This is a genomic window from Segatella paludivivens DSM 17968 = JCM 13650 (genome assembly GCF_000373185.1).
GTDB classification, from domain to species: Bacteria; Bacteroidota; Bacteroidia; order Bacteroidales; family Bacteroidaceae; genus Prevotella; species Prevotella paludivivens.
Genome location: NZ_KB890682.1, coordinates 66,602 through 87,180, shown reverse-complemented (window position 1 = coordinate 87,180; position 20,579 = coordinate 66,602). Strand labels below are relative to the sequence as shown.

Below are 20,579 nucleotides of genomic sequence, written 5' to 3'. Positions count from 1 at the left end.
TCTTAATCTGATTCACCATAGGATGAGAGGAAGGATAATAAAACTTATATAGTATGTATGAGGCCTATTATTTATTAAAACAATTATTCTAATGGTAAAAAAGCAATACTTTTGCAAGTACTATAAATAGAAAAAAGAACCACTTTTCTTGACTAAGCGAAATATACAAAATATAATAGCAACAAAGAGTAATTCTTTCAAACAATTTAAATGACACAGTATGTATTATAAAAAGCTTTTGAAGTTTGAACCTCTTTTTTGCGAAAATAGATTGATACTTCCAAAATAATTACTAAATTTGAACCCGATTTATATAATCGACCGCTTAAATCGCAGAAACTCATGAAAAAATATATCATCTACAATTTTATTATTGTCACAATCGTTTTATCTGCATGTACAGCGAAACACAAATCCTATGAGATTGGCGTTTCGCAATGTTCTAGTGGTGAGTGGCGAGAGAAGATAAACAATGAGATGCTGTCAGCTCAACATCTCTATGACAGTGAAGCAGAAATAAAAATCACCAATTGCTATAACGATCCTAAGTTGCAAGTAAGACAAATTGATAGTCTTATAGATGCTGGTGTTGATCTATTGATTGTAGCTCCTTACGAATATACCCAACTGGCACCTTCGCTCACCAAAGCAAAGAAGAAGGGTATTCCTGTGGTACTCTTCGACCGTAAAAGTAAGAGCAATAACTATACCGCATATATAGGTGGTGATAATGTTGAGGCAGGTAGGAAACTAGCCAACTATGCCCTGAGCATGATTCGGGATGGAGATGTGAGGACAGAAGGTCGCAAACCTATAGTTTGGGAGATGACTGGTCCAATGACAATGTCACCAGCTAAAGATCGTCATGAGGGATTTTATGGCATTATAAAAAAACAAACTAATATTGATTATTTCAATACTGAAACCGATTGGACTCCCGAAGACTGCTATCGCCAGATGAAAGCATATCTTAAGTCAGGTAAGCAGGTGGATATTGTATTCTGCCATAGTGATATTGATGCTGTAGGAGCTTTCAAGGCTGCAAAGGAAGTCGGAAAGGAAAAAACCATAAAATTTCTTGGAGTTGACGGACTTCCAGGTAAAGATGGAGGACTAGAGCAAGTGAAGAAAGGTGTCCTTACTGGTACCTATATATATCCTACTCACGGCGAAGAGATTATTCAACTGGCATTGAATATATTAGATCGTAAGCCTTATGAACGTAATAAGACTATTCAGAGTTTTGTTGTTACGCCACAAAATGTGAACGACATCATTATGAGTACCAACTTGATTATGAAGCAAAACAACTATCTTGTTACTATTCAGAACAAGCTGGAGAATTATCTTGGACTCTATAATCTACAGCGCAGCGTACTTTATATTTCCGTTGTAGCCATCTTACTGTTGCTGCTGGCACTGCTGTTCATTATGAAAGCAATTAAGGCTATTAAACGCTCGAACCGCAAATATCGCAAGGCAAGCGATAAAATGCGTGAACTAAATGAGGAGCAGACACTCTTTTATACCAATGCCAGCCATCAGTTGAAGACCCCTCTCACGCTGATTACAGGACCGTTGAAAGTTCTTTCAGAAAAGAGCAACCTTAAGGGTGACGATCGCGAACTGCTGAATATTTTGAACCGTAATGTGGAACAGTTGAACGGATTAGTATCAAACGTAATAAACTTCCGCAAGGAAGTAGATGCAGCGATTGCCGACGACAATGCAAAGCAGGCTAGTTCTGATGCAAAGCAAAAGCGCAATGATGTACAGGAAGGTCATACCGATTTGTTGCTGAAAACCGACAGCGAGGAACTTTCAACGTTGCTTATTGTTGATGACAATGCCGATATGCGCAAATATCTACGTACATTGCTGGCACAAAGTTATTATGTAATAGAGGCCTCAGATGGTCAGAGCGGATTGCAACTTGCTCGCGAGAGTGTGCCCGACCTTATTGTGAGCGATGTAATGATGCCTGTTATGGATGGTCTACAATTCTGCAAGCAGATCAAGGAGGACTGTATTACGAGTCATATTCCTGTGATAATGCTCACAGCCCGCAGTACTGAGTCGCAGCAGATAGAGGGTTTTGAACATGGTGCAGATGCATACGTGATAAAACCATTCAATGCTCAGTTCCTGATATCACGGATAAGTAATCTTCTACAAAGCAGAATGCAACTGCGCAAGTTGTTTAGCGAAAAAGATACAAAGACGGAAACAATAACACAAGATGTGCATATAGAGCAAGTAAGTACTCCAGATAGTCGATTTATGGATTCACTGAAAGATGCTGTAGAGAAGCACATATCAGATGCACATCTAAAAATGGATGACCTAGGCGATGAACTCGGTATGAGTCGTGTGCAACTATATAGAAAGGTTAAAGCTCTCACAGGATTATCTCCTGTAGAACTATTAAGAAAAATTCGTTTGCAGAAAGCCTATTCCCTGCTTTTGAACAGCGATATGACTATTTCTGAAATCTCCTACAAAGTAGGATTTGGTACCCCTAGCTATTTCTCATCGTGCTTTTATAAGCAATATGATATGTATCCTACCGATGTAAGAAAATAAACTAAAACGGTAACAATTGTTACATGCAACAATTGTTGCAACCTTCGAACGATTTTAGAAAGTGTTTATTGCCAAGCTTAAGTATATTTGCGGCAGATAATTCGCAAATAATCTATTAACTAAAAACGTTCGAATGAGAAATCTGTCAAAAATCCTCTTGAGTTTTGTTCTCATGATGGTGTGTGCTGCCGCAAGCGCACAGAAGATTAATGTGAGTGGAACGATATTTGATTCTGCTGGAGAAACAGTTATCGGTGCCACCGTGATGGAGAAAGGTACTACTAATGGTGCGGTTACCGACATGGATGGAAACTTTAAACTCTCAGTTGGAAAGGGAGCTACTCTCGTCATCTCTTACATTGGTTATAAAACAAAAGAAATTGCAGCTTTTGATGTAATGAAGGTTACGCTTCAGGAAGTTACTAACGACCTGAATGAAGTTATTGTCACAGGTTACACCACACAACGCAAGGCTGACCTTACAGGTGCTATATCTGTTGTAAGTGTGAAAGACATTGCCAAGCAAAACGAAAACAACCCTATTAAGGCGATGCAGGGACGCGTTCCAGGTATGGATATTTCTGCCGATGGTTCTCCTTCAGGTGCTGCTACCGTGCGTATTCGTGGTAATGGTACGCTTAACAACAACGATCCTCTTTATATTATTGATGGTGTTCCCACAAAGTCGGGTATGCACGAACTTAATGGTAATGATATTGAGAGCATCCAGGTTTTGAAGGATGCGGCATCAGCATCTATCTATGGTTCACGTGCTGCCAATGGTGTTATCATCATAACCACAAAAAAAGGTAAAGATGGGAAGCCAAAGGTAAACCTTGACGCTAGCATTGCTGCTTCAATGTATGCTCACCGCATGAATGTGCTAAACGCTAAGCAGTGGGGACAGGCTTTCTGGCAGGCTAATGTCAACGACGGTCTTGATCCAAACAACAACTCTGTAGGTTATCATTTTGACTGGGCTTATGATAAGAATGGTAATCCTCAGCTGAATGGTATGACGATGCAGAAATATCTTGATGCAGCAGGAACTATTCCTGCATCTGATACTAACTGGATGGACGAAACTACACGCACTGGTCTTATTCAGAACTATAATGTCAGCGTAAGCAACGGTAACGATAAGGGTTCTAGTTATTTTTCACTTGGTTACTACAAAAACCTTGGTGTTATCAAGGACACTGACTTCAACCGAATTTCGGGACGCGTAAACACAGAATATAAACTATTGGGCAACTTCCTCACAATTGGTGAGAATCTTACCATCAACCGTACATCTGAAGTTTCAGAACCTAATGGATTTCTAGGTAATGTGCTTCAGTATAACCCTACATTTCCTGTTTACAATACAAAGGGGGAATATGCTAACCTTACAGGTAGTTTCGCTGACCGCGAGAACCCTGTCGAAGTGCTTAACCGAAATAAAGACAACAGATATACCTATTGGCGTATGTTTGGTGACGTTCATTTGAACTTCAATATCACTAAGAATTTCATTGTACGCACTACTGCAGGTATTGACTATGCTCAAAAGGAGCAGCGTTTCTTTACCTATCCTATCACAAACGGTAATGTGAGTAACAAAGACAATGCCGTTGAGGCTAAACAAGAGCACTGGATGAGTTGGATGTGGAATGCCATTGCAACCTACAACCTTGAAATAGGCAAGCATCGTGCTGACGCACTGATTGGCATTGAGCTTAATCGTCAGGATAACTCTTGGTTCGGTGGCAAGCGTTATGGCTTTGCTGTAAATACGCCTGATTATATGTGGCCAGACGCTGGTGTTGGCGAGCAGCAGGCATTTGGCTCAGGCGAAGGTTTCTCTCTAGCTTCTTTCTTCGGAAAGATGAACTACAACTATGCCGACAAGTATATGGCAAGTGTTACCGTTCGTCGTGATGGCTCAAGCCGCTTTGGCAAGAACAATCGCTACGGTACATTCCCATCTTTAAGTTTGGGTTGGCGTATCAGCCAAGAGAAATTCATGCAGGATGCCTCAAATTCATGGCTTTCTGACCTGAAGCTTCGTGCTAGCTGGGGACAGACTGGTAATCAGGACATCAACAACTATGCTCGCTACACGCTCTATGTTTCTAACTATGGAGAGGCTAACTTCGGTGGTCAAAGCTACGGTACATCTTATGATATTGCTGGTACTAACGGCGGACAGCCTTTGGGGTCAGGTTTCAAGCGCAATCAGCTTGGTAACGACAACATAAAGTGGGAAACCACAACACAGACCAACTTAGGTCTTGACTTTGGATTCTTCAAAAACTCACTCTATGGTAGCTTTGAGTGGTACCGCAAGAAGACCTCAGACATCCTTGTCAATATGCCTGGTATTGGTATAATGGGTGAGGGGAGCTCTATGTGGATCAACGCTGGTGAAATGCTCAACAAGGGTGTTGAGTTTAATGCAGGTTATCGCGGCAATGCAGGTGCATTCAACTATGATATCACTGGTAATATTGGTACAAACCGCAACGAGGTAACTAAGCTTCCTGAAACCATTGCCGCAGCAGGTACCTTCGGTGGTAGTGGTGTATTCAGCGTTGTTGGTCATCCAATGAACTCTTACGTTGGTTATGTTTATGATGGCATCTTCAAGAATCAAGCTGAAGTTGACAACCATGCTACACAAGAAGGTGCAGCTATTGGCCGCATGCGTTTTAAGGATCTTAATAACGATGGCGTGATTACAACCGACGATCAGAAATGGATTTACGATCCAACACCAGCCTTCACCTATGGTCTGAATTTTTATTTTCAGTATAAAAACTTAGACTTCACAATGTTCTGGCAGGGTGTCCAAAATGTTGATGTACTCACCACTGTGCGTCCTGGTGATGATACCAATGGTGGTTACAAGGTACAGACCGACCTCTGGGCTGGTGTTAACGTTCCATTCCTTAATAAGGGTGATCGCGTTCTTGATGCTTGGACTCCTACTAACTCAAGTTCAACAATCCCAGCACTGTCGACATACGACAACAACAACGAGAAACGTTTTTCTTCTTACTATGTTGAAGATGGTTCGTTTCTCAAGCTTCGCACCATTGAGATTGGCTACAGCCTCCCTGATGCTCTAATAAAGAAGATAAGTATGTCAAAAGTACGTATGTACTTCTCTGCACAAAATCTGCTCACCATCAAAAGCCACAAGTTCACAGGCATAGATCCAGAGAATGCGCTCTTCGGTTATCCTATACCTCTTAACCTGACATTCGGTCTTAACGTTTCTTTTTAAACGACAAATATTGAATAATAGTTTAAAAATCACAATTATGGAATCTAGAAATTTATATATAAAGGCCAAGAAAGTAGCAGCCGTTTTACCTTTTGCCTTTTCCCTTTTACTTTTAAATAGCTGTAATGCATTCCTTGACGACCAAGTGCCACAAGGAACCCTGTCAGACAAGGAAGTAACCAAATCAGAGTATATTGATAATATGGTGACTTCTGCGTATGCCATCTTCACAACAGCTGAAGATATCAACTCATCTTTCTCGATGTGGAACTATGACGTTCGTTCGGACGATGCCTATAAGGGTGGATCAACAACCAATGATGGTGACGTTTTCCACCAGCTTGAAGTTGAAAAGGGTGTATTAACCACCAATTGGAATATCAACGATATGTGGGTGCGTATCTATAATGCTATTTCACGTGTGAATACAGCAATTGGAACTCTTGAGGCAGCAGATGATTCGTATGCTTTGAAGAGTGAGCGTTTGGCCGAGATGAAATTTTTGCGCGCTTATGGTCATTTTCTGGCTAAGCGTCTCTACAAAAATATACCCTTTGTTATGCGATCAGACCTCACCTATGATGAGTACCATCAGCTTTCTAACACAGAGTATACCAATGATCAAGGTTGGGCTGTCATAGCTAAGGAACTTGAAGAGGCTTATAATGTATTGCCAGTAACACAGACTGACAAAGGGCGTCCAACAAAGGCTGCAGCTGCTGCTTTTCTTGCTAAGGTTTATCTATACAAGGCATATCATCAAGACGACCCTACATCAAACAAAGTGACTTCAATTAATGAAGACGACCTGAAGAAGGTGCTTGAATATACCGATCCTGCTATCTATACAGCTGGTGGCTATGGTCTAGAGAGTGATATCCACAATAATTTCCGTCCTGAAGATCAATATGAGAATGGTGTAGAATCTATATGGGCTATACAATACTCACGCAACGACGGTTCTACATATGGCAACCTCAACTGGAGCTACGGTTTGATTGTTCCAAATATTCCAGATGTAACCAATGGAGGTTGCGACTTCTACAAGCCTTCACAAAATCTTGTAAATGCATTCAAGACCGATGAAAACGGTCTTCCAATGATTGACACTTTCAATGACATAAACTATGAAATGAAGACCGATAATGCCGATCCACGTTTGTTTCTAACTGTTGGCATAACAGGACTTCCATATATGTTCAACAAGAAATTCATCATGGATCATTCATCAGCATGGAGTCGTTCAGGTGGTCTCTATGGCTACAATGTGACCTTAAAGCAGAATGTTGATCCAGCACTCATAGGTACATATCTCATCCATGGTTCTTACTGGGCTAGCCCAATGAACCGCATAGTATTCCGTTATGCCGACGTTATTCTGGAGCGTGCTGAAGCTGAGGCTCAATTGGGTAATTCAGCCGAAGCTATCAAACTGGTTAACCAGATTCGTACTCGTGCGGCAGGTTCTACACAAATGATAGCCGACTATCCTAACAAGTATGGTGTTCACTTCTACTGCAAGAACTACCTAGGTAGCTATTCAAAGGAAGATGCCATCAAGATTGTTAAGATGGAGCGCCGTTTGGAATTTGCTATGGAGAGTGAGCGTTTCTTTGACCTCGTTCGCTGGGGTGAAGCCTCAACTGTTCTTAACAACTATTTCGCCAAGGAGAAAGAGCGTGTGACATTCCTCAATGAAGCTGAGTTTACAGCCGATAAGAATGAATTTCTGCCAATTCCGCATTCACAGTATTCTTCGTCTAACGGGCACTACACTCAGAACATTGGAAAGTGGTAATTTTAAAGATTAGGACTTAGAGTTTAAAGATTACAATTATGAAAAAACATAATAATATATATATGAAGGCAATGATGGCAATTGGGTTCTTACCATTTTACCTTCTTACAATCTTACTATTTGCAGCCTGCAGCAACGACAATTTGAGCGACTTACAACTCACAGGAGACTGCTCTGTAAAGTCATTTGTACTAAATGATAAATATGATGGCATTGTTGATCCTGCAACCCGCACTGTTAAGGTTAAGGTGCCTGTAGACTTTAAAGATAAATCTGCCATGAAAATTTCTGGACTAAATATCTCTGATGGAGCAAAGTCAGACATTGCTTTGGGCGATATTGTAGACTTCACTAGTGCCAAGGTGATGCACATCACAAAGGGCGATATCTATCTTGACTGGACTGTTAATGTGAAGAACGATGAGGCTATAATTAAATCATTTATCATCAACGACACCTATAAGGCTAGCATCAACGAGGATGATCATACTATAACTGCTTTCCTGCCTGCTACAGTAGACATCAAGAAAGCTATTCCTACCATCATCTACAGTGAGGATGCAAAGATTACTCCTCTCAGCGGTGTACAGACCGACTTCACGGAACCAGTTACATATACAGTTACTGATAATACAGCAACTGCAACATACGTGGCTACAATAAAGACAGTTTCGGCTCCAGAAGCAATATTCCTTGGTTCTGCTAAAGCTACGACTATGGACGAACTTGTTCCTGAGGAGAAGGAAGCTTGTAAGTGGATGCTAGCCAATATAGAGAACTCTATGTTTGTCAGTTGGGATGAACTGAAGGCAGGCAACGTTGACCTTTCTAAGTGTAAGGTTATCTGGTGGCATTGGCAGAATCAACCATCTGAGACTATCGGCGACTTCGAAAGTGCAGCAACATCAACTGCTATGGGTGCAATCAATATCCTTACAGACTACTACAAGAATGGTGGTGCATTCATTCTGAGTCGTGCTGCTGTTAACTTTGCAGCTGAACTGGGTGCTATCAAAGACAAGCGTTGTGCAAACAACTGTTGGGGTGCCAACGACGACGGTGGTGATGTGATCAGCGCAGGTAATGAGTGGGGCTTCCTAATGAAGGATGCTAATCATCCATTGTGGAAGAACATGATTTTGAAGGATGGTGAAATTAAAACCACCGATGCAGGCTATACAATTTCAAACTGTACCTCTCAGTGGGGTATGTGGGGCGATTATGACAATGAAGGCGGCAACTATGCTGTAGGTCATAACAAGTGGACTAATCTCACAGGTGGTCGCATCCTTGGTCATGGAGGTGACGGTGCAATCTCTGTATGGGAGGCTCCTTCTGTTAATGGTACATTTGGCAAGGGCGGTATCATCTGCTTTGGCTCTGGGTGCTTCGACTGGTGGTCACCAACTGCTTACACCTCTCACTATCACGACAATGTCGGTATTATGACTAGTAATGCATTCAATTACTTAATGAAGTAAGATTTCAAAAAGATTCAAAATTATGAAAAAGATGATATATTCATTAACAATTGCACTGTCAGCCTTAGCGGTGACAGCATGCAGCGAAGATACATATAAAGGTGATCCAGAAAAGAATTGGGCAGAAACAACAGAATTCTTCAATTCTACAGAGGAGGCAGGTTATTCAACTTATTACAAGCCAGCTCTTGGTCGCGTTGGTGACCCAATGCCTTTCTATGATGAGAAAGCTGGCGATTTCAAGATTCTTTATCTGCAGGACTTCGACAATAATAAGTTGTTCTGCTATCACCCTATCTGGACAGTTGCAACCAAGGATGGTGCTAACTATCAGTCATTGGGCGAGACTCTGTCTGTAGGAACTAGCGACTATCAGCAGGATGCTGCACTAGGTACAGGATGTTGCTACTACAACAAACAGGATGGTTTGTATTATATCTATTACACTGGTCATAATCCAAATTGTGAGAATACAGAGGTTGTAATGCGCGCTACATCAAGCGACTTCAAAACATGGACTCGCGATAATTCATGGTCATTGAAGGGGGCTGACTTTGATCTCTCAAACGTGGATTTCCGCGACCCTCAGATCTTTGAGGACGGTGGCACATACCACATGGTTATTGCTACACGCAAAGGCGATCCTAAGTTTGCGGATTTCACTTCTACGGATATGAAGAACTGGAAGTTTAATAGCTCATTCAATGCTGTGTGGGATCGTATGTGTGAATGTCCAGACGTATTCAAGATGGGTGACTGGTGGTATTTTGTATACAGCGAGGGATATCAGACTACATGGAGCCGCAAAGTGAAATATATGATGGCAAAGAGCTTTGAAGGATTGAAGGATTGCTTTGGTGATCCTGGTGCTAACTGGCCAAAAGATGGTCATGAGGGTGTGCTCGATAGCCGTGCTTTTTATGCAGGAAAAACTGCCTCTAACGGTACAGACCGTTACATTTGGGGCTGGTGTCCTTACCGTACTGGTGCTGATGTTTGGGCTAAGAATATTAATGTAGGCGATAAGGAGCCTAATTGGAGTGGCGCACTCGTTTGCCACAAGATTATCCAGCATTCTGATGGTACGCTAACTCTGGGTAAGGTTAATGCCATTGATGCTAAATACAACCAGCCACAGACTATTTCAGTAATGGCTCAAAATGGTGTTAATGGTTCAAAAGGTAACTATACACTTTCTGGCGATAGCGCTTATGCACTTTTCAATCGTTTGGGAACTCATAATAAGATTTCATTCACTGTTAAGACAAGCAACAACTTGGATAAGTTCGGTATATCATTTGTTCGTTCAGCTGATGCAAAGAAATATTACACTATGGTTATAAATCCAGAAAACGAGAACAACCGTAAGGTCAACTTCTTGGAAGAAGGTTCTGATGGTAAGGGCTTTATTGATGGTATTGACGGTTATGTGTTTACTCGACCTACAGACAATGTTTATAACATTACTATCTATAACGATAACAGCGTCGTTACGATGTATATCAATGATGTTTGTGCTTATACTCAGCGCATATATGGAATGACAAAGAACTGCTGGAGCATCAACAACTACGGTGGCAATATCACCGTTTCAAATCTCACAGTAAGCCAATACTAATAACAAACAACTGATAATGAAAACTATGAAGAGTTTACGATTCATATTATTTATCCTCTGCATGGCAGTCTTATCGACTGCCCATGCAGAGGATAAGATCATGTTTCTTTCGGGTAATCACGTACTCTATCGCTTGGATACAAAGCTTAATCGCTACTTACTATTACCTATTGAAGAGCGTGCCGAGTTGAGCAATATGAAGGTTCTTGCCGACAATAATCAGGTAAAGACGATCAATGTTCGTTTGGCTTCTGAACATGTGGACTACTATGTACCTCTTGACGTGAGCAAATTTGCTGGTCACGAGCTCATGCTCGACATCCATATCAATGGCAATATCCGCAACGAGGGAGCTATCAAGGAGTGGGCTTGCTGGAAGCAAATAAAGTATTCTGATACATTCGATATGACGAATCATGAGAAATTCCGTTCTGAGTATCACCACACTCCAGGCTATGGTTGGATGAACGACCCTAATGGTATGTTTTATAAGGATGGCACATGGCATCTCTATTTTCAGCATAACCCTTATGGCTCACTATGGGAGAATATGACATGGGGGCACTCAACATCTAAGGATCTTATTCATTGGAACTATGAGGGAGATGCAATTGAACCAGATGCTCTTGGAACAATATTCAGTGGCTCTACTGTTGTGGATAAGAATAATACCGCAGGTTTTGGCAAGGGTGCTATTGTAGCTATGTACACATCGGCAGGTGAGAGTCAGACTCAGAGTCTCGCGTTTTCAACCGATAATGGTAAAACTTTCATTAAGTATGCTGCCAATCCTATTATAACTAGCAACGTTCCTGATTTTCGCGATCCTCACATGTTTTGGAACGAGGATATTAAGAAATGGAACCTAATTCTTGCCGCTGGCCAGGAAATGGATATCTACACTTCAGACAATTTGAAAGATTGGAAGTTTGAAAGTTCGTTTGGTCATGGTTACGGCAATCATAGTGGTGTTTGGGAGTGCCCTGATTTGATGAAGCTGAAGGTGCGTGGCACAAATAAGGAGAAATGGATGCTTATCTGCAATATCAATCCAGGTGGTCCTTTCGGCGGTAGCGCAACACAATACTTTGTAGGCAATTTCGATGGTCATAAGTTCACTTGCGAGAGCGCTCCAGATGTTACCAAATGGATGGACTACGGAAAGGACCACTATGCTGCAGTTACATTCGACAATGCTCCTGATGGTCGCCACGTTGCACTAGCATGGATGAACAATTGGCAGTATGCTGCTCAGACTCCAACCATGCAATATCGCTCAGGCAACTCTATTCCTCGAGATCTCGACCTCTTTGAATATGAAGGGCAAACCTATTGCGGTGTAATCCCATCAAAGGAACTTTTTGATCAGCGTGGCAAGAAGCAAAGTAAACTATCTAATGCTTGTGAACTCGTGCTCAACCTTAAAGGTTCTTCATCTGTAACGTTAAGCAACGACAATGGCGAAAAGGTAGTATTCAATTACGACGAAGGCAAGCAAACCTTCTCTATGGATCGTACAAAAAGTGGTAAGGTTGACTTCAGCGAAGCTTTCCCTGTAACAACCACAGCCCCCGTATATGGCAAGCTAAAACAGCTCAGAATATTTATCGACAACAGTAGTATAGAAGTGCTTGATGCTGAGGGAAAAATGGCTATGACTAACCTCGTCTTCCCCATCACCCCTTACAACAAAATTGTAAAGAAGGGAAAAGTAAAGTATATTATTTATAAAATGTAAAACAAAAACACACTATATTTGCAATAGAATAACTAAATAGCAAAAAATTATACCTATGAGTAAAAATATAAAACTGACGATTATACCAGTTATGCTGTGTTTCTTCGCCATGGGATTTGTCGACTTAGTGGGCATTGCCTCCAACTATGTTAAGGAGGATTTGGCACTGAATGACAGTACTGCTAACATATTTCCATCACTAGTATTCTTCTGGTTCCTTATTTTCTCAGTACCTACAGGTATGCTGATGAATAAGATAGGTAGAAAAAATACTGTTTTGTTGTCACTCATCGTGACTATGGTTTCGTTGCTTCTTCCTATTTTTGGTGAGACATTCACTATTATGCTCATCTCGTTCTCATTGCTTGGAATTGGCAATGCACTGATGCAGACATCGCTAAACCCGTTGGTTTCTGAGGTAATTGGCGGCAGCAATTTGGCATCTACTCTTACCTTTGGACAGTTTGTGAAAGCTATTGCGTCATTTATGGCTCCTTATATTGCTATGTGGGGTGCTATGGCAACGATTCCTTCATTTGGACTTGGATGGCGAGTGCTGTTCCCTATCTATATGATCATAGGTGTACTGGCCTCGTTGTTATTGAGTGTCACATCTATTAAGGAAGAAAAAATTGAGGGTAAACCTTCTACATTTTCAGAATGCTTTAAATTGTTGGGTAAACCTATCGTCTTGCTGAGCTTCCTAGGCATTATGTGTCATGTAGGAATCGATGTAGGTACCAATACCACTGCTCCAAAACTTTTGATGGAGCGCGTTGGTATGACGCTAAATGAAGCAGCCTTTGCCACATCTTTATACTTTATCTTCCGCACTATCGGTTGCTTAACAGGAAGTTATTTCTTGCGTGTGATTAAGTCAAAGACTTTCTTCTTAATCTCTATCATCATGATGTCAGTTTCGATGGTTGGCATGTTCTTTGGGGAAAGTAAGATAGTGCTGTATATAGCAATGGCTCTTGTGGGTTATGGCAACTCTAACGTATTTTCTATCATATTCTCACAAGCACTGTTGAGTGTTCCTGAGAAGAAGAATGAAGTTTCAGGGCTAATGATCATGGGTCTTTTCGGAGGTACCGTATTTCCTTTGCTCATGGGATTTGCCAGCGATGCTGTTGGTCAGGTAGGAGCTGTAGTTGTTATGGCTATTGGTGTAATCTATCTATTTACTTATATTAAAAACATAAAACATTAAAATGGAAAAAGATAATCGCTATGTTGTAGGTCTCGGTGAAGCACTGTGGGATGTGCTTCCAGAAGGTAAGAAATTGGGTGGTGCTCCTGCCAACTTTGCCTTTCATGCTGGTCAGTTTGGACTAAATTCTGTTGCTGTAAGTGCTCTTGGCGAAGATGCTCTGGCAGAGGAGACTATTTGGCAGCTTGAGGAAAAGAAATTAAAGTATGAAATGCCTCATGTACCTTATCCAACAGGTACTGTACAGGTGGAACTTGATACAGATGGTATTCCAACCTATGATATCAAGGAGAATGTGGCTTGGGATAACATTCCTTTCTCTATGTCTATTGAGTGTATTGCTAGCAATACTCGTGCTGTATGTTTTGGTTCCTTGGCTCAGCGCAATGTGGTTAGCCGTGAGACTATCCATAAGTTTCTAGATGCAACACCAGATGATTGTATGAAGATTTTTGATATCAACCTGCGTCAGCAGTTCTATACCAAGGAGGTAATTCAAGAATCACTGAAGCGTTGCAACATGCTGAAAATCAATGACGAGGAACTTGTACTCATTGGTCGTATGTTTGGTTATCCTGGTCTGGATATTGAAAATAAGTGCTTCCTAATACTGGGAAAGTACAATCTTGATATGCTTGTACTTACTTGTGGCGTGAATGGTAGTTATGTATTCACTCCTGGCAAAGTTTCATATCAACCAACTCCAAAGGTTGAGGTTGCCGATACAGTTGGTGCAGGTGACTCATTCACGGGAAGTTTCTGTGCTGCTATACTGAGTGGCAAGTCTGTAAAAGAGGCTCATAGACTAGCAGTAAACGTGAGTGCTTTTGTCTGTACTCAGAATGGTGCAATGCCGGTTATACCTGAAAGATTTAAGATTTAATATAGGTTAGGTATTCTATCTAACATAATATATTCCTTCGACTATATTAATCTAAATACATGTCATGTTGGTGTCCGATAACGAACTAAGTGTTCGTTATCGGACACCGCACATTTTAGACAACTAGTTAACTATCAATACTTTACGTTTTTGGCACGGGTCTTGTCTATAGTAAGGCAGAAAAATAATATAACTATGGACAGAGAAATATCAAAAGAAGAAATTAAAAAGCGCCGAAATAAGAAAATAATCCGTGCGGGTGCAATTGTCTTTATCATTTTTACTTGCTTCATCATTGTAGAAAAATGGCTTGGACAAAGTGTTAACCGCGCGGATCTTATATTCTCAACTGTAGACCGTGGTACTATTGAGGTCAGTGTTAACGCAAGTGGAAAAGTAGTTCCTATCTTTGAAGAGATTATCAATTCTCCTATAAATTCTAGAATTATTGAGACTTATAAGAAAAGTGGAGACCCTGTTGATGCAGGGACACCTATCCTTAAACTTGATTTGCAATCTGCCGAAACTGATTACAAGAAAGGTCAGGATGATGAGCAAATGAGAATATCTAAATTACAGCAATTAAAAGTAGACCAAAATACAAAACTTACAGATTTGTCAATGCAGATTCGGGTTGCCCAAATGAAGTTAAATAGAATGAGGGTAGAAATGCACAGTGAAAAGTATCTTGACAGCATTGGAGCTAGCACAAGAGACAACGTACACCAGAAGGAGATGAACTATAATGTTGCACGCATAGAATTGGAACAACAAAAGAAGCAATTAATAAACGAGCGTCTTTCGAGTGCAGCAGAATATCGAGTACAGAAACTTGATTTAGAAATGTTTATTAAGTCGCTTGGAGAAATAAAACGTACACTTGATGATGCAAAAATACGTTCACCACGCAAAGCTATTTTGACATACATAAATAATCAGATAGGATCACAAATAACCCAAGGAGAACAAGTGGCTGTAGTTTCTGATCTAAGCCATTTCAAGATAACAGGAGAAATTGCCGATTCTTATGGTGATAAAATATCTGTTGGTGGAAAAGCTGTTGTTAAAATTGGCGGTAAGACTATTAATGGAACCATAAGTAGTGTAACTCCTCTATCAAAGAATGGAGTTATCAACTTTACGGTCCAACTAAAAGATGACCACAACAGTGTTCTTCGCTCCGGTCTGAATACAGACATCTATGTTATCAACTCCGTTAAGAGCGATGTTATGAGAATAGCCAACAGTGCATACTATACAGGTCCTGGCATCTACAGTCTGTTTGTTGCTAACAGCAATGGTGAAATCGTGAAACGTAAGGTAAAATTGGGTGATGCCGGATTTGATTATGTTGAAGTATTAAGTGGGCTAAAGCCTGGTGATAAAGTTGTTGTGAGCGACATGAATGACTACAAAGATAAGAATAAGTTGAAACTTAAGAACTAACATTCATATAATATGATAAAAATATATATTCGTCAGGCACTGACGCTGATTAAACAAAACAAATTATATTCTTTTATATATATAATGGGTACAGGATTATCTGTAGCATTAATCATGATAGTATTCATTATATATTATATAAAGTTTGCGCCAATATATCCTGAGAACAACAGGAATAACACATTGGTATTTAAATGCATTGATAAAATAGATAATCAAAATTCTAATAATAGCGGAAATCTATCTTACTCATTATGCAGCAAAGTACTTGGAAATATAAAAGGTGTAAAAGATATTGCTATTGAAGGAAGATATACAAATTCTGGTTCAGGGTATGTCATAAACATGCCAAAAGGCAAAGACAATATATCTGTAGATCTAACACATACGAATGGTGGATTTTGGAAAGTCTTTACTTTCAACTTCATTAGTGGTAAACCATATACCGAAGCAGACATAGAGGCAAATAATAGATGTGCTATAATATGTGAATCTACAGCAAAGGCCGTTTATGGATCTACGAATGTAGCAGGAAGAGAACTAACTATAAATGGAGACAGATATAAAATAAGTGGAGTTGTAAAAGATGTTTCTGCAGCAATGAGCGCAACATATTCAGAAGTATGGACTACGATTTCAAAGGAGGCGATGAAGTCATCTGACGAGGATAACTTGCTAGGAAATTATTCTTGTTATATGACCATAAGTGATAATAGTACAAAGGACGCAGTAAGAAGTGAAATACAGTCATATTTTAAGCGTTTAAACAACACAAACAAAAACTTCAAGGTTAATATCATGAATCAACCTGATGACTATTGGCAAAGTACTTTCAGGTACTGGACTAACGAGGGACCAAATATTAAGGAGATAATTACCGACTTTCTTATTATGATGTTTGCCTTATTGTTTGTTCCTGCTTTAAATTTATGTGGACTAATATCAAGCCGCATGGAAAATAGACTATGCGAAATGGGAATTAGAAAGACATTTGGAGCGAGAAAGAACTCACTCATATTACAGGTGGTTTGTGAAAATCTTGCTCTTACGGCAATTGGTGCTGTCGCAGGGTTACTATTATCATATATAGTTGTCTTAATTTCCAGTGACTGGATATTAAATCTCTTTAGTCATGGAGGGGCGATAAATACACACATTACATTCAACATGCTATTCAATCCAATAATTATTGGTATCGCAATAGTTATTTGCATGATATTAAATCTTTTATCAGCAGTTATACCAGCCTCTCTATCGTTGAGACATAATATAATTTATTCTCTTAACACAAAAAGATAAATCATCATGATAAAAATAATATTCAAAACAATTTGGAATCAGCGTAAACAGAATGCTTGGATAATGATAGAGCTTATACTAGTAGGATTTTTCCTATGGAAATCTATCAATCCTCTAGTCGATATTGTAAGTACGGGTATGGTAAATGAGGGATATGAGGATTCCAGATTATATTGTTCACAGTTTAGCATGTACGACAAGAGCAGTGAACACTACGATGCTAAGACTGATAATGACACCATAAATCATGATATCTTTATGCGTGCAGTCAATGCTATCAAGCAATGCCCTGAAGTAGAATCATACGGAGTTGCAAATGATTGGTTTTCTGTACCAAACAGTACTAATTACAGTGGCAACAGTGTATCTTGTGATACAGCACACCACTCTACACAAGTATACGGAATGTGTTGTGAAGCAGGAGGCGATCTAATGAAGACATACAAATTCAAAGATGCAATGACCGGCAAGACAATGCAATGCAATAACAGAATATCACCCAAGCAAGCTATATATATATCAGAACAATTAGCTAAAGATATTTTTAGCACAACAAATGTTATTGGCAAAAGACTGTATTTTAATGATGATAAATCAGAAACATTCAAAGTAGCTGGTGTTTTCAAGGATGTAAACACAAGGACTCATACTACTCCATTTGCAGGTTTAACTGTAGGTGATCGAACATTAAAAGACTGTGGATATACAAATGCAATAATTTGTTTTAGACTAAAAGAAGGGACAGATGCTATTAAATTTGAAGAAAAATTCAAACATCAAATTGCTCCAAGGTTTGAAGTAGGAAATTTCATTAATCTGTCGTTAATCAGTATGAAAGACATTAAAAAAGATTTTATGGAGAATGACGGTATCAACAATCAGTGTAGACTGCAAATAATGATGTCAGGATTCTTTCTTATTTGTGTATTCCTTGGAATGGTTGGTACATTCTGGATTCGTTGTAATAACCGACGTGGAGAGATTGGGGTGATGAAAGCTATAGGATATAGCATGAACAGGATAATAACCCAGTTTGTTACAGAAGCATTTTTCATTGTTACAATAGCATTTATAGTTTCAATCATCTTTATGCTGAATGTAGCTTATATGCAAGATTTCTTTAAGATAGATCCTGTGCATATTAATTATCCATACCTGAGTTTCCATCCTGTAAAGATGTTTGCAGTTGTATCTGCTATAACATATATAATTATGATATTCATATCATTACTAGGAACATATATACCAGTAAGAAGGGCTGCCAAGACTTTACCAGCAGATGCACTAAAAGACGAATAAATATAAATAAAAATAATAATTATGATTACATTAAAAGGTATTAACAAAATCTACCGTACTGACGAGATTGAGACGGTAGCTCTTGAGAACGTAAATCTCGAAGTTGAAAAAGGTGAGTTCCTATCTATAATGGGACCATCTGGTTGTGGAAAGTCTACCCTACTAAACATTATGGGATTGCTCGATTTGCCTTCAAGCGGAACTATTGAGATCGAAGGTATACAGACAGACGGCATGAAGGATAAAGCTCTTGCTGCCTTCCGCAATCAAAAACTCGGTTTTGTATTTCAATCATTCCACCTTATCAACTCGCTCAATGTACTTGATAATGTTGAAATGCCCCTATTATACCGTAATATTAGTGCTAAAGAGCGCAGACAAAAAGCAGAAGAGGTATTGGAAAAAGTTGGACTGACTCACCGCATGCGTCACTTCCCTACCCAACTCAGTGGTGGTCAATGTCAGCGTGTTGCTATAGCTCGTGCTATCATCGGTAATCCTGATATCATACTAGCCGATGAGCCCACAGGTAATTTGGATTCAAAGATGGGTGCAGAAGTTATGGAACTGCTCCATAAATTGAATAAAGAAGACGGCAGAACTATTGTTATGGTAACCCACAATGAAGATCAGGCAAAGCTTACAAGCAGGACGATAAGATTCTTTGATGGACGCCAAATACAATAGAATAAAATAAAGCATAATTTATGAACACGATTATTAAACAAGCAAAGGCCCAAATTAGACAACAACCATTTTTCACTGTATTGTCTATTTTAGGTACAGCTGTGAGTATAGCTTTTGCAATGCTTGTTGTAATAAATTACGACATACACATTGGCGACATTACCCCTGAAAGTAACAGAAGCAAGATGGTCTTTTCGGGTGAGGGTTATTCATATATGACAAAAGATCACAGTAACGCTAATTCTGGCATGAGTTATCGCACTGCTAAAATGATATTTAGTAATGTGAAAGGGGCTTCTGTAATCAGTTACCAACATCACGGGACTAAGTTATATTGCGGAACGAACAAAAGTAAAGGTTATAGTTATTTCTGCAAATTCGTTGATCCTGAATTTTGGCAAATGTATGACTTCAAATTCTTAGCAGGCAAACCTTTTAATAAAGCAGATTTCCAAGCAAGAGCCAACGTGGTCGTAATAAATGAACATATAGCAAGAGAATATTATGGTAGCGCAGAAAAATCAATCGGAAAGACTTTTTTCTGTGATTTCTCACCGATGAAAATTATCGGAGTTGTTGATAACGTAAGTTCTTTCTTCAATTTTGCATATTCAGAATTATGGATGCCATTCAACCCTACTATAAAAACATCTGACCCATTATATGGCAATGTAACAGCAATGGCTCTTTGTGCTCCAGGTGTAAGTCCTTCTGAATTGAATGATCAGTTACATGTTTCGCTCAAAAATTATAACAGGACGCTTAATGGTTACACTTTCGAGTTAAAGGATATGTGTCCAATTACAAAATACCAATTCTTCAAAGGACATGTTAATACCACGGCAGTATTATTCCTTATAGGAATTATGTTGTTAGTAGTTCCAGCCATAAATATTAGCGGTCTTGTATCAAGTCAGATGCATCATCAGATGAGTGAACTAGCGATTCGTCGCTGTTATGGTGCGAGACGTTGGGAACTTATTATGAGATTTATCAATGAAAATTTTATATTGACATTTATTGGGGCAATATTAGGTGTAATTATGTCCTATGCAATGTTATTCGTCATAAAAGGTTGGTTACTGTTCTCGGATACTTCTCTGCTAAATTATGCAGATTGTAATATATCTACATCTATGATATTACGGCCTGCAATACTACTTTGGGTCGTAGGTGTTGCTATTCTATTCAACTTTATAAGTGTTTTTATTCCTGTATGGATGGCAACGCGCCGCAATATAATTTCAACCCTAAAAGGAGAATAAG

Annotated in this window: 13 protein-coding genes; all 13 read left to right on the top strand. The window is 39.5% G+C overall.

The genetic code is table 11. The features are described from left to right. Window positions 1-342: 342 nt before the first annotated feature. The 13 genes from B045_RS0111995 to B045_RS0111935 all read left to right on the top strand — a co-directional run bounded on the left by B045_RS0111995 (window position 343) and on the right by B045_RS0111935 (window position 20,578). Complete coding sequence (locus B045_RS0111995; protein WP_018464501.1) at window positions 343-2,583, top strand: hybrid sensor histidine kinase/response regulator transcription factor; 2,241 nt, start codon at window positions 343-345, stop codon at window positions 2,581-2,583. Between the two features lie 133 nt (window positions 2,584-2,716). Then, window positions 2,717-5,851: a SusC/RagA family TonB-linked outer membrane protein gene (locus tag B045_RS0111990; protein ID WP_026234422.1), complete on the top strand. Its 3,135-nt coding sequence runs from the start codon at window positions 2,717-2,719 to the stop codon at window positions 5,849-5,851. 37 nt (window positions 5,852-5,888) lie between these two features. Then, complete coding sequence (locus B045_RS0111985; RefSeq protein ID WP_018464499.1) at window positions 5,889-7,649, top strand: RagB/SusD family nutrient uptake outer membrane protein; 1,761 nt, start codon at window positions 5,889-5,891, stop codon at window positions 7,647-7,649. A gap of 38 nt (window positions 7,650-7,687) precedes the next feature. After that, window positions 7,688-9,130 (top strand): DUF4960 domain-containing protein, encoded by a 1,443-nt coding sequence (locus tag B045_RS0111980; RefSeq protein WP_018464498.1) that lies wholly within the window; start codon window positions 7,688-7,690, stop codon window positions 9,128-9,130. Between the two features lie 22 nt (window positions 9,131-9,152). Beyond that, window positions 9,153-10,748, top strand: a complete 1,596-nt coding sequence (locus B045_RS0111975; protein WP_018464497.1) for a glycoside hydrolase family 32 protein — start codon at window positions 9,153-9,155, stop codon at window positions 10,746-10,748. Window positions 10,749-10,764: 16 nt separating this feature from the next. Further along, on the top strand, window positions 10,765-12,486 hold the full coding sequence (locus B045_RS0111970) for a DUF4980 domain-containing protein (protein WP_025883631.1): 1,722 nt from the start codon (window positions 10,765-10,767) through the stop codon (window positions 12,484-12,486). A gap of 55 nt (window positions 12,487-12,541) precedes the next feature. Next, window positions 12,542-13,699: an MFS transporter gene (locus B045_RS0111965; RefSeq protein ID WP_018464495.1), complete on the top strand. Its 1,158-nt coding sequence runs from the start codon at window positions 12,542-12,544 to the stop codon at window positions 13,697-13,699. A 1-nt stretch (window position 13,700) separates the two neighbouring features. Beyond that, window positions 13,701-14,582 (top strand): carbohydrate kinase family protein, encoded by an 882-nt coding sequence (locus B045_RS0111960; protein ID WP_018464494.1) that lies wholly within the window; start codon window positions 13,701-13,703, stop codon window positions 14,580-14,582. A gap of 195 nt (window positions 14,583-14,777) precedes the next feature. Then, entirely contained in the window at window positions 14,778-16,028 is a 1,251-nt protein-coding gene (locus B045_RS0111955; protein WP_018464493.1) for an efflux RND transporter periplasmic adaptor subunit, read from the top strand. A gap of 12 nt (window positions 16,029-16,040) precedes the next feature. Continuing rightward, a complete protein-coding gene (locus B045_RS0111950) occupies window positions 16,041-17,327 on the top strand; it encodes an ABC transporter permease (RefSeq protein WP_018464492.1) in 1,287 nt (428 codons plus the stop codon). Between the two features lie 6 nt (window positions 17,328-17,333). Beyond that, complete coding sequence (locus B045_RS14970; protein WP_018464491.1) at window positions 17,334-18,626, top strand: ABC transporter permease; 1,293 nt, start codon at window positions 17,334-17,336, stop codon at window positions 18,624-18,626. Between the two features lie 21 nt (window positions 18,627-18,647). Beyond that, entirely contained in the window at window positions 18,648-19,313 is a 666-nt protein-coding gene (locus tag B045_RS0111940; RefSeq protein ID WP_018464490.1) for an ABC transporter ATP-binding protein, read from the top strand. A 20-nt stretch (window positions 19,314-19,333) separates the two neighbouring features. Further along, window positions 19,334-20,578 carry an ABC transporter permease gene (locus B045_RS0111935; protein WP_081618636.1) on the top strand — a complete coding sequence of 415 codons (1,245 nt, stop codon included), beginning with the start codon at window positions 19,334-19,336 and terminating at the stop codon, window positions 20,576-20,578. Window position 20,579: the final 1 nt, after the last annotated feature.